Below are 12,002 nucleotides of genomic sequence, written 5' to 3' on the forward strand. Positions count from 1 at the left end.
TTCAAAGGCCTGTTCAGGTCTTTTGTATTGAATCCTATACCTTCTAAAACTGCTTCGGCCTTGGCTTTAATAGTATATCCCTCGTTGGCCTCAAACAGATCTTGAAGCTTAGCTAGTTTATTGATAACTTCATCCGAATAATCTGTCTCCATTTGTTTAAGAACAGCATCTATTTCTTCCTGTAGTTTCAAAGTCTCTTGAAAGGCTTCCAAAGCCACATTCAGAATACTGTCCTCGGACTGATAGGAAAGCAGATCTTGATTTAGGAAACCTATTGTTGTGCCTTTGGCTTTTTGTACCTCTCCGGAGGAAGGTTGGTAGTCGCCATTGATGATTTTTAATAAGGTGGACTTACCGGTACCGTTGAATCCGACGAGTCCGATTTTGTCTTTTGGTTTAATGTGCAGCGAAGCATTTTCATACAAAGCCCTGCCGCCAATGAAATATGAAAGATTACTGATTGATAACATGCTGCAAAAATAACTATTCTGCCATTAATAAAGGATTTCGGAAGGAATATTAAACGCATAGGGGTAAAAAAGGGAAATTTGGGTAAATTCGTGGGGAAGTGATCATTGATCAGTAGGCAGTGGCAGTATTAAGGTGATTATGTATTAAGTGCCGAGAAAAAAGATCCGTCATTCAGACACCTTAACATTTTAATAATGTTCAGAAATGAAAATGACATCAAGTTACCCCCTAGGCAGCCGTCATTCTGAGGTACGAAGAATCTCCAGAGGTCCTATTTATGTTTATAATACATTTCCTGATCCTCGATAGACCCTTCTCCCGATAGCCATCGGGAGAAGGGTGACGGCAGCTAAGAAATCTGTCATTGGTAGGCACGAGGGATCTCCAGAGGTCCTATTTATGTTTAAATCTATCATTTACTGCTCCACATGAGACCCTTCCTACGTGGTGACTGGCTGCTCCGATTACGTCATTCCGAGGCACGAGGAATCTCAAAAGGTTCTATATATGTTTAATATTTATCATTTTCGGATCCTCGTGAGATGCTGATCCCGATAGCCGTCAGAATCAGCATGACGGATAATACCATGACATTGAAAATTAAAAAACACCATGAAAAAACACCAAATAACCTTGATCGCATTTTTTTGCCTTGTGGCATTTTCCTGCAATGCTCAAAAAAAGGATTCCTATATACAGTTGGAAACCATCAAACTTCCTCAGGGTTTTAAAATAGAGGTCTGGGCTGAGGATGTGGATAATGCACGGTCTTTAGCCATGAATGCTGATGGAAGTACTGTTTTTGTAGGCAACCGACAAGGAAAAAATGTTTATGCCCTGAAGGATACCAATGGGGATGGTAGAGCAGATAAAAAATACACTTTGGCCTCAGGTCTCAGGATGCCAAACGGAGTGGCTTTTAAGGACGGAGACCTATACGTAGCTGAAGTCAGTCGGATTTTAAGATTTAAGGATATTGATAACAATCTGGACAAACCTACCTTCGAAGTGGTCTATGACCAATATCCTGACAAAGCGCATCATGGTTGGAAATTCATCGCTTTTGGCCCAGATGGGATGTTGTATGTGCCCGTTGGAGCCCCATGCAATATCTGCAAATCAGAGGAAGAAATATTTGCTTCCATAACCAGAATTGATGTCAACTCATCGAATATCAAACCTGAAATTTTTGCCCATGGGATCAGAAACAGTGTTGGCTTTGCCTGGCACCCGGAATCCAAAGACTTGTGGTTTACCAATAATGGTAGGGACATGATGGGAGATGACATACCTGACTGTGAACTCAATCATGCACCTCAAAAGGGGTTGCATTTTGGCTATCCTTATTATCATGCAGGTGATGTAAAAGACCCTGAGTTTGGCAATCAGGGTAAAGACAAATCAGCCTATACTGCACCTGCCTTGAAATTGGGTCCACATACAGCGCCATTGGGAATGCGCTTTTACACCGGCAACCAATTTCCCACACAATACAAAAACAATATTTTTATCGCCAAGCATGGTTCATGGAACAGAAGCAAGAAAATTGGATATCAAGTGACCAATGTAGTGTTGGATGGAAATCAAAAAGTAGTGAAAGAGGAAGTTTTTGCAGAAGGTTGGTTGGACCACGAGAGCCAAGATGTATGGGGCAGACCTGTGGATGTGTTGCAAATGCCTGACGGCAGCATGCTGGTATCAGATGATATGGCAAATTGTGTTTATAGAATCAGTTATGGAGGGAAGTGAGGAAGTTTGCAGTATTCAGTGTTCAGTTGGCAGTGATCAGTTGGCAGTTTTCAGTTGGCAAAGGGCAGTTTCATTAGGCAGTGGGCAGTTTTCAGTGGGCCGTTTTCAGTTGTGTTACTAAGTAGGCACTGTTGGTGTTCAGTTAAGAAGAATGTGAGTATGGGATGAAGGAATAAGCCTGAAAGGCCTTGATATCAAAGGAATGGGCACCTCCCATTCATAAAAGAATAATAATTAGTCCATTTTCATGGGCCTGAAAGGCACGGATATCTAAAATTGATCTGGTATCCAAAAGGGAATATCCAGGCCTTTAATTCCTGGGACCTTAACTTTATCGATTGACGAATTTATTTTTGATGTTCAGCATAAATTGCATCCAAAAGACTCCCTTTACTTTTTGTATCATTTCCCAATTGCCAAAACATGATACCTCCCAATCCCTTTTGTATAGCATAGCGGGTTTTGAGTGCTACTGAGACGGTATCATCATAGGAAACAAACAAACTGTCTCTCGAATTATACATAAAGGGTGCCTTGGCTTTGTCATCCCAAAACCGTTGGAAATTACTATCGGCTTCATATTGGCTGCGGATCTTATCATAAGAAAGCCAACCGATGTGAATGTCTTTGCTCCGTTGATATAAGCCTTCGTTGACGGGAGGAACGCCTTCCCAAACTCGCCCATAAAAAGCCGACCCAATCACTAATTGCTCAGGTTTTACTCCTTCATTAAGGAGGAAATCAATTATTTTTTCAGCTGATCGGGGATGGTTATCCGGATTTTCCTTAACCGCATATAAGCTGTCCAAATGCGCTTGAAAAGGAGTCCCTGCAATGTCTTCACTCGGTACGTTTCCTAACGGGGTGTGATGCCCTGTATAAATTGACTCACCAGAAACTTGGTCATAAGTCATGACATTCATAAAATCTGCATATTTCATGACTTCATGAACTTCAATGAAATCGTAATACCGCTCCCATCCGGCAGAAGCAAAGGTCAGGATCTTTGGTGAATCGAAAGTATCAAGCATTTGTCTGAGACTTTTCATCAGTTGGGTGAAGTTTTGGGTATCTTCCGGCCTGGCCTTGGTTCCGGCACCTGAGATCCCCGGATATTCCCAGTCCATGTCCATTCCATCCAATTGGTATTTTTCAATAAATCTCTTTGCACTTTGAATAAATTTTGTCCTGCTCTCATCGGTCAAAGCCATATCAGAAAACCCATCTGCTCCCCAACCTCCACAGGCAATCATTACCTTCAGGGATGGATTCCGCTTTTTTTGGGAGACTAAGGCTTCAAGCTTAGGTCCTGAAATCTCCGGCTTGCTGAACTCCATCTCCCCATCAATGACTTTAGTAAAAGAAAATATAATATGACTTAATTTTTCGACCGGAATAATATCGGGCTGATAATCCTTCTCCGGGACATAATAAGCCATGATGACTGTTTTATCGGATTCTGTCTTGTTTTCTTGGACTGACGGGGATGTACATCCTAAGAAAAGCGTAAAAACTAAACTTATTACTAAGGAAGAGAGAGATTTGCCGTACATGAGTCTTATTGTGTTGAATAATTTTTTTTAAAATGATAAAATACTTTTTAAAAAAAATTATAAAATTGGAAAAAACCAAATATTTTTATCCATGTAAATTTCATTGTACTTCCTGCGGAAGATTCTTTAAGCAGGAAAAACAGAATTCATGAACTGAATTTATGGTGAAATTTCGCTTTCGGATAATCCCTGTTTGCTTTATCAAGCATTTAATAAGGTTTTAATTTATGTATAGTATTTGCTTTATGAATTCAGTCAAAAAAGTTTCCTTTTATTCTGTCTTAATATTAATAATATTCTTTTCCTGTCAAGAACCCATTCGATCACCGTTTGATGTATCACCTTCAGAATCCATGGATCCAAATCGTGAATCGGAGCCATATCCTATTGTCAGCATTCCGGAAGGGGCTGATCTTGAGTCAAAAATCTGGAAAGGAATAGACCTTAGCCCCAAACCTCCTGTAATCCCTGTCTCCGCCAATGAACAAAAGAAATCGTTTGTCCTAAAGCCGGGATTTAAAATCGAACCTGTCTTATCAGAGCCACAGATACGCGAACCAGCTGCCATCCAATTTGATGGGAATGGCAGGATGTATGTCCTGGAACTCCGGACTTACATGCAGGATTTGGATGCAACAGGGGAACTCTTACCTGCTTCCCAAATCTCCCGTTGGGAAGATTTGGATGGGGATGGGGTTTATGAAACTGGAACAGTCTTTTTGGACAGTTTGGTTTTTCCACGATATGTAGTTCCATTCGGGCCAAACAGCATTTTATCCATGGAATCCAATGAGGACCACGTCTATCGGTATACAGATACCAATCTGGATGGTAAAGCGGATAAGAAAGAACTTTTCGCCTCTGGATTGGGCAGATCAGGCAATGTCGAGCATCAGACCAGCTTCCTCACATGGGCTTTGGATAATTGGATGTACAGTACATACAATAATAAGCGGATTCGTTGGACGCCGAACGGGGTGATACAGGAAGATAGTGGAAATCCTTGGGGTCAATGGGGAGTAACCCAGGACAATTATGGTAAGCTTTTTTTCCAGGACGGTGCAGGTGGAGTTCCACAAGGCTTTCAGTTCCCAATCATCTATGGGAATTTCAATGTGAAAGGGGCACTTAAAGAGGGATTTCGGGTTCCTTACAGTCTTGTCACTTATGCGGATTTTCAGCCTGGGATGCAGGAAGCAAAGCCTGACGGATCATTATCAAACGTAACAGGTGCCGCCGGTAATGATGTCTTTAGAGGTGACCGGCTACCCAAAGACCTTGTAGGGGATTATCTGTACGGAGAACCTGTAGGTAGAATTGTAAGAAGAATAGGTTCAGAAAATGTGGAAGGGTTGTCTTATTTACAAAACAAGTATATCAGTGAAGCTTCAGAATTTATCCAATCCACTGACCCTTTATTTAGACCGGTGGATATGGCTACTGCCCCTGATGGGACTCTTTACATCGTGGATTTATACCGTGGAATCATTCAAGAAGGTGAATGGACTCAGGAGGGCAGTTACCTACGGACAAAAATACAACAATATCAAATGGAGGATATTGTCGGTAATGGCAGAATTTGGAGACTTTCCTATGAAGGGATGCCTAGAAATACACAAAAGCCAAGGATGTATGAGGAATCAGCCAAGGAATTGATTCGCCATTTGGAGCATCCCAATGGTTGGTGGCGGGATATGGCCCAACAAACCCTCATCCTCAATCAGGACAAAACCATCGTCCCTGACCTGATCACCATGGCGGGAAGTTCAACCAATGAACTTGCTAGAATCCATGCCCTTTGGACCTTGGAAGGTTTGGGAGAGTTGAAATCTGATTTGGTCAAAAAATTTGCCGTAGACCCCAATCCCAACATTAGAATCCAAGGGTTAAGGGCGGCAGAAACTTTGTATAAGTATGGGGAAAAAAGCATTTCGGTACTTTACAGTACAGCTGCAGAAGACAATCATCCTGATGTCGCCATACAGGCACTTCTTAGTGCCCACGTGTTGAAAATTGAAAAAGTCGACCTGTTGATCAAGGAGACCTTGAAAAAAAACAGCTCGAATGGCATTCAGGTAATCGGAAGCCAACTTCTAGAGAAAATTGAGGAGGCCAAAAAAGCATCGATAATAAGGTTTGAGAAAAATGAATTGGCTCTTTTTGTCAAAGGAAAATCTATCTATGATGGTTACTGTTCGACCTGTCACGGCCCCAAAGGTTTGGGATCGCCTGCTGGGAACGGTAGGTTGATTGCACCTTCTTTTTCCGGTTCGCCAAGGATCTTGAACCATCCCGAATATGCTGTCAAGGTCATGTTGCATGGACTTTCCGGCCCTATTGATTCCAAGGAATATGAAGGAGTCATGATTGCTATGATTTCCAACGATGATGCGTATATCGCTTCCGTCCTGTCCTATATCCGGAATGACTTCGGAAACAGTGGGACATTTGTTACTCCGGAATATGTAGCCAAAATCAGAAAGGAGACCGAAACCAGAAAGGGAAATTATTCCTTCGAAGAATTGATGGGAGATATTCCCAAATCCTTGCCCCATCAGGATAATTGGATAATAAAGGCCAGTAGCACAGCCTTGGGGGGAGTAGGTTCATCAAAAGATCCATCCTATGCATTTTCATTTAAAGGTTGGAAAACGGAATCCTCCCAAGAACCCGGAATGTGGTATTTGGTCGAATTACCGACTCCCCAGACACTTACTGAAGTGCAATTTGATTCCGGTAAAGATGGATTTCCGATAAGCTATTCCGTATTCATCTCCTCAGATGGAACCTCCTGGAACAAAGTCGGTCAGAAAAATGGTGTTGCAGGAATAAATACCTTGAACTGGAATCCCCAAGGAAAATCTACCTATTTGAAAATAGAAACAAATAGTAAAGGAGAGAAACCTTGGTCAATGAAAAATTTGAAGCTGTTTTCGAGATAAATCAAAGTGAATAGGGTTTGACAATCATTGTTTCATTAAAAGCTAATAAGGGATTTTATCGGGGTAATAATAGACAAAAAACCTAAATTAATCTCGATAGCTCTAGTCCCTTTAGGGACATGATGTAGGTAGAAATAGAAAAATTAAAGGAGGATGGAGTGCCTTTAGGTACGGAATATATTTTGTACCTAAAGGCACAATATTCTCCTTTTTCTAGTTTTGTTTTACCTATATGATGTCCCTAACGGGACAGAATCCAATTACAAAAATCAAAAACATCTAGTATACAACTTTTTCGTTGACTCCAACCATTCCGGCTTCGTGGAGATGATTTTGGCTTTTAATTGATTGAGTAAATTATAAATGTCAAAATATTTTTTGTTGATATACAACCCATATCTTGAACCCCTTGCCAATCCCTAAACATAAAGAATCTGCAAAGAACAGGTATTAAATTTTGATGGCCATTTTCTTGCCATCTTTAGAAATTTTAATCTCCAATAATTTTTATTGATTCAATAAATATAAACGAATTGAGAACAAAAAATAACAAAGCTGGTAGCATTTCCAAAAATCCATCCTTTACTCTAAGCCTCGCCCCTACTCCCAAAAGCATCAACAATGCTAAACCTCCTGCGGATATCAATAAAAAAAAATTAAACATCAAACCAACGAGTAAGCCCAAGCCTCCCAAAATCTCTAGAATAGCTGTAAGCGGTCCGAATTTTTCTAATCCAAAACGGGTGAATTCACTTTTCATTTTGGGTGATGTAAAATAAGCTATCCCATAAATCAAAAAAGAAATACTTGAGAAAAGCACCAATCCAACTAATAAACTCATCCAGGGATTAAATTGAGAGAAACTGCCGCTATAAATAGACAAAGAATCAAAAGAAACAAAGAGGGCATACGTTTCTGCCAAGGATTATTCACTTTAAAGTGAAAATATTGGGCACTGACCATCAGGAAAGCCATGAGTAGAGCCGGGATAAGAACCAAAGAAGGATACCAAATACCTGCCACAAGTAAGGTTGCCAATGCTATTTTGGCAGCACCCACAGCCGAACGCATAAATGTATTCAATCCATACTCTTTAAATTCTTTTTCGATATTCTCAAAACGGAATACCCATACGATTACAATAGAAACAGCAACTATCAGTTGCGCTATTATAGATAAATTTGCCATCATCTTTTTTTTGAAGTCCTAAGAATACACCGGTTTTGCAAAGCCTATTTGGATTGGATACCGATTTTTGATCAAGATACATGAATAAATTTCTTTTTGATCAACTTTCAACAAAAGCCATCTACTGATGTATCATAAAACTTTTTTATTCAAGAGGACTTTCTAATTTATTGCTAACGAGAAATTTTATTAAAACAAAATAGGGGCCTGATTTTTATCTGTTTACAGATCATTTTATCCACTCTGGTTTTGTGGTATTCACTTCAGCCTTCAATTGATTGAGCAGATTATACAAACCAAAATAGGTCCTATTGATATAAAGTCCGTGACGGGAACCCCTCGCCTGCCTAGACTTTCGGAACATTTTATCATTGGAAATTCTATCTCCCAATTGGAATATCTCATTGAAGAAATCATCATCGGCGAAGTCAAATTTGTCAACATGAAAAGGTTTACCCAAAAGTGATATCATTTCGGTGAAAATGCCTTTGAAAAAGGACTTTTCAACCTCAGTGTCTTTATCAGAGATAAATTCCAAATCATAGAAAATTTGATCTAAATCCTTTTGATTGATCAAGAGTTCTTTTTTGATCAAAGCGAAATAGCCCTGGTAAAAATCCTCGGGGATCACCTTCACACAGCCAAAATCGATAATACCCAGTTGATCTCCTTCCTGAATGATGAAATTGCCCGGATGGGGATCTGCATGTACTTGCTTTAAGTTATGTACTTGATGGTGGTAAAAATCCCAAAGTGCCTGACCAATCTGGTTTCGGGACTCTTGCGAAGGATTGGTATCCATCCATTCTTTGATGTGTTTTCCCGAAATCCAATCCATGGTGATGATCCGATCCGCACTCAGTTCATCGTAATATACAGGAAATTTGAGATTTGGAATATGTCCACATGCCTCAGATATCTCTCTGGACCGCTCCACTTCCAACAAATAATCTGTCTCTTCAATCAAACGCTCTTCAACTTCACCCATATAGTGGTCAAGCTCTATTTCATTCATATTGAGCAATCGAAGTGCAAAAGGCCTCACGAGTCTCAGGTCAGAAGTTACTGAATCTGCCACCCCAGGATACTGGATTTTTATAGCCAATTTCTTTCCGTCTTTGGTAGCCTGATGTACCTGACCGATAGATGCCGCATTGACAGCAGATCGAGTAAATGTGTCAAACATTTCGTCCGGTGATTTTTTAAAACTCTTCTGAAAGGTCTTGACCACCAAAGGATAGGACAAAGGCGGTGCAGAATATTGTGCCATGGTAAACTTGTCCTGGTATGCTCTTGGCAGCAGGTTTTTGTCCATGGACATCATTTGGGCTATTTTCAAAGCCGATCCCTTCATCTGACTCAATGAATTGTAAATGTCAGATGCATTGTCAGTATGCAGCTGTTCATTGGTCATGGAAGGATTCACAACCTTTTTGGCGTAATGCTTCATGTAATTACCCCCAACTTTTGCACCGGTACTGATGAATTTAGCAGCCCGCTGAACTTTGGATACAGGGATACTCTGCTGCTCTTTTACTTTATTACTCATGGGTTAATTCTATTTATTCTGGTACAAAAATTTGGCGAAATCGATAAAGGTGTCAAAAGCGCTTTTACCCATCAGGTCAAAGGCCAAGTTGACGGATTTTTCAATCGCCGCATCGGTTTTCTCAAAGGCTGGGGAAGTGTCTTTCAACCAAAATTGAAATACAAACCACACCTGCAGCCAAAGTGCCTCATCGTATCGGTCTGAAATCACCGGTCTGCTGGCAATTTCCTCAGTTTCCTTCCCTTCCAAAATGATCTCATTCGCAAAATCCTTGAATTTGCTTCTGAACACTTTCACTTCTGTAGGCAGCAGACTTTTCATATTTTTCTTCTCTCCATAGAGAGAAAGTAAATAAGAACGGTTTTTCTTTAGTTCTTCAACAAGTGTGAAAAGAAATCCAAGCAGCTTTTCTCTCGCACTGTATTCTTTGAAAACTTCCTGTGACTCAAGGTTATTGATGGTATCCTCAAAAAGCTTGGACCAAACGGCTGATTTGATGGCTTCGAAAGAGGTGAAATAGTTATAAAATTCCTCCTCATTCATTTTAAGTGCCTTAGCAAACTTGAAAACCGAGGCAGGCTGTTTGCCATGTTCCAATACATGTTCGACGTATCCGACTATTATTTTTGTCCTATGATCTACTTTCGTAGTTTTATTTGGCTTTGCTTTTTCCATGTTGGCATTGTTTACTAGAGGCATAACCTAGAAAAGGGATATGAAGTTTAGAAAAGTGGAATAAATCGGGTTGAATTATTGAAAAATGGTTTAGTTTTATAGTAGGTATATCATCAATATTAGCAATAGCAAAACGTTTACAATATTGTCAGACAAGTAACATCGAGAGAAATTTGAATCAATTAATAAAATTTATAATGACAGTGATTCTCGTAGGACTATTAATCTCATGTGACGAAAATTTAAAATCAATCCGCCCATTTATTTACATATTGACAGACTTGATACAAAATTCGGAGTTCGACCATATCTGGATGGTCGCAAGAAGGCAATGGAAGAACTGAAAAAGTATATCGAAAAAATTAACCCAGACGTTTTACTAACATTTGGACCGGATGGGGAATACGGACATCCTGAGCATATTGTTACTGGTGCAATGGTGACCGAGTTATTACTAAGAGAGGGTTGGGTGGACAAGTATCCATTATACTTCCCAGTGGACATCAAGGAAGATGTGATTGATAACAATGAATTAAGTTACGTACATAAAAAATACATTAATCTAAAAGTCGTTTATTCTGACGGAGACGAACAAAAGATGATTGAAGCGGCTAAATGTTACGTGACACAATTTACCCCTGATGAAATTAATGAGTTGATTGACCTAGCTACAAAGGATAAAGCAAACACAAAGTATTTTAGATGGTTTGCTATAAGTCTAAAAAACAGGACTGAGTTTTGGGACTAATTAAAAAGAGTGGACGAAGCCGCCAGCGCAACACCGGGTTTGTGCCAGCTGCGGGTGACAGGTTGGTATAAAGTTTAGTTTTCTTAAATTCGTTTACGTTTCGTGGAACAGGACGCAGCTTCGAAAACCGCAGCCGTCACAAAACCAACACGTTAGCAACAATAATAAATACAAAAAATAAAAAGTATGCGCGATCGACTAAAGAAAAGCAATATATGCTTATTGCTGATTTCCTTACATCTCCTATCCTGCTCAGATGAAAGGCCTGATATAATTCAGACTAAATCAGGATTATTTGGCTCGACTGAAGGAAGGTTTCTTGCAAAATTTCCTAGGGAACCGAGTGTTAGTGTTCAAAAAACTATTTGGGGTACGGAAACCATAGAAACAGTGACTTTTAACACCTCTTTTGGGGACGAACACCATTATATAGTCAGTTATTCTGACCTGCCGCAAGCGATATTAGATTCATGGGAGGTAGAAGCTATGTTCGATCAGACGGTCAAGACATTGGCGGCAACTTTCGGAAATTTTTCTGTTAATGAAAGGTCGGTTGAACAACTCCAGGGTTTTCAAAAATGCCTGAGCTATAAGCTGTTTCCTGTTTCGAGAGATACAAACTCTATGGTTTCCATCCGTTTGGCAAAAAAGGGTTCAAGGATTTATACGGTCGCTTTTGCAGCGTTGCGGCGAATCCCGGAAACATCGAAGATAAATGAATTCATGGAGAGCTTTAAGCTTTATGAGCCGAAAGAAGCAGCAAAATAAACTGGAAAGAAAATGAATTAATTTTGTGGTGCGTTGAATAATATGGATATTCGTTGCAAAATATACTACGAATGGGAACTTTTATTCATCAACATGCCGATTGGCCTCATTTCACATGGAATATTGATAAAATACTTAATTTATTAAGTGAGGCGAGAAATCTGCAAGGAAGACTTCTTGGAAAAATGGAATCCTTAGGATTCGACCTAAAAAATGAAGCCTTGTTGGACACCTTAACGCTTGATGTACTTAAATCCTCAGAAATAGAAGGTGGAGCTCTTACTATGCATTCAGATTAAGCTATTAAGTTCGGCTAATTACTATCCCAGTTCCCAATGGTAGAACAAGTTTGAATTGCT

The 12,002-nt window shown here is 39.9% G+C and carries 11 protein-coding genes; 5 read left to right on the forward strand and 6 right to left on the reverse strand.

Annotation, left to right across the window (positions count from 1 at the left end; all coding sequences use genetic code 11):
- On the reverse strand, positions 1-470 hold a 470-nt coding region (locus tag ACEW8O_RS08330; RefSeq protein ID WP_373494160.1), incomplete at its 3' end, for an ATP-binding cassette domain-containing protein.
- 613 nt (positions 471-1,083) lie between these two features.
- On the opposite strand from ACEW8O_RS08330, the gene ACEW8O_RS08335 reads away from it, so the two are divergent.
- Positions 1,084-2,220, forward strand: coding sequence for a sorbosone dehydrogenase family protein (locus tag ACEW8O_RS08335; RefSeq protein ID WP_373494161.1), 1,137 nt, complete (start codon positions 1,084-1,086; stop codon positions 2,218-2,220).
- Between the two features lie 347 nt (positions 2,221-2,567).
- Here the strand turns inward: ACEW8O_RS08335 and ACEW8O_RS08340 are convergent, their stop codons facing one another.
- Complete coding sequence (locus tag ACEW8O_RS08340) at positions 2,568-3,659, reverse strand: glycoside hydrolase family 18 protein (RefSeq protein WP_373494162.1); 1,092 nt, start codon at positions 3,657-3,659, stop codon at positions 2,568-2,570.
- Between the two features lie 467 nt (positions 3,660-4,126).
- On the opposite strand from ACEW8O_RS08340, the gene ACEW8O_RS08345 reads away from it, so the two are divergent.
- Positions 4,127-6,715: a discoidin domain-containing protein gene (locus ACEW8O_RS08345; protein ID WP_373494163.1), complete on the forward strand. Its 2,589-nt coding sequence runs from the start codon at positions 4,127-4,129 to the stop codon at positions 6,713-6,715.
- A 490-nt stretch (positions 6,716-7,205) separates the two neighbouring features.
- Here the strand turns inward: ACEW8O_RS08345 and ACEW8O_RS08350 are convergent, their stop codons facing one another.
- The 4 genes from ACEW8O_RS08350 to ACEW8O_RS08365 form a co-directional block, all read right to left on the reverse strand.
- A complete protein-coding gene (locus ACEW8O_RS08350) occupies positions 7,206-7,556 on the reverse strand; it encodes a DoxX family protein (protein ID WP_373494164.1) in 351 nt (116 codons plus the stop codon).
- Complete coding sequence (locus ACEW8O_RS08355; protein WP_373494165.1) at positions 7,553-7,903, reverse strand: DoxX family protein; 351 nt, start codon at positions 7,901-7,903, stop codon at positions 7,553-7,555. The genes ACEW8O_RS08350 and ACEW8O_RS08355 overlap by 4 nt, the downstream gene beginning before the upstream one ends.
- A 229-nt stretch (positions 7,904-8,132) precedes the next feature.
- A complete protein-coding gene (locus ACEW8O_RS08360) occupies positions 8,133-9,452 on the reverse strand; it encodes an ABC1 kinase family protein (RefSeq protein ID WP_373494166.1) in 1,320 nt (439 codons plus the stop codon).
- 9 nt (positions 9,453-9,461) lie between these two features.
- Positions 9,462-10,127, reverse strand: coding sequence for a TetR family transcriptional regulator C-terminal domain-containing protein (locus tag ACEW8O_RS08365; protein WP_373494167.1), 666 nt, complete (start codon positions 10,125-10,127; stop codon positions 9,462-9,464).
- Positions 10,128-10,458: 331 nt separating this feature from the next.
- On the opposite strand from ACEW8O_RS08365, the gene ACEW8O_RS08370 reads away from it, so the two are divergent.
- The 3 genes from ACEW8O_RS08370 to ACEW8O_RS08380 all read left to right on the forward strand — a co-directional run bounded on the left by ACEW8O_RS08370 (position 10,459) and on the right by ACEW8O_RS08380 (position 11,942).
- A complete protein-coding gene (locus ACEW8O_RS08370; protein ID WP_373494168.1) occupies positions 10,459-10,875 on the forward strand; it encodes a PIG-L deacetylase family protein in 417 nt (138 codons plus the stop codon).
- Between the two features lie 186 nt (positions 10,876-11,061).
- On the forward strand, positions 11,062-11,643 hold the full coding sequence (locus ACEW8O_RS08375; protein WP_373494169.1) for a hypothetical protein: 582 nt from the start codon (positions 11,062-11,064) through the stop codon (positions 11,641-11,643).
- A gap of 71 nt (positions 11,644-11,714) precedes the next feature.
- On the forward strand, positions 11,715-11,942 hold the full coding sequence (locus ACEW8O_RS08380) for a DUF4172 domain-containing protein (RefSeq protein WP_373494170.1): 228 nt from the start codon (positions 11,715-11,717) through the stop codon (positions 11,940-11,942).
- The last annotated feature ends 60 nt before the right edge of the window (positions 11,943-12,002 follow it).

This window comes from Aquiflexum sp., from assembly GCF_041749095.1.
Taxonomy (GTDB): domain Bacteria; phylum Bacteroidota; class Bacteroidia; order Cytophagales; family Cyclobacteriaceae; genus Aquiflexum.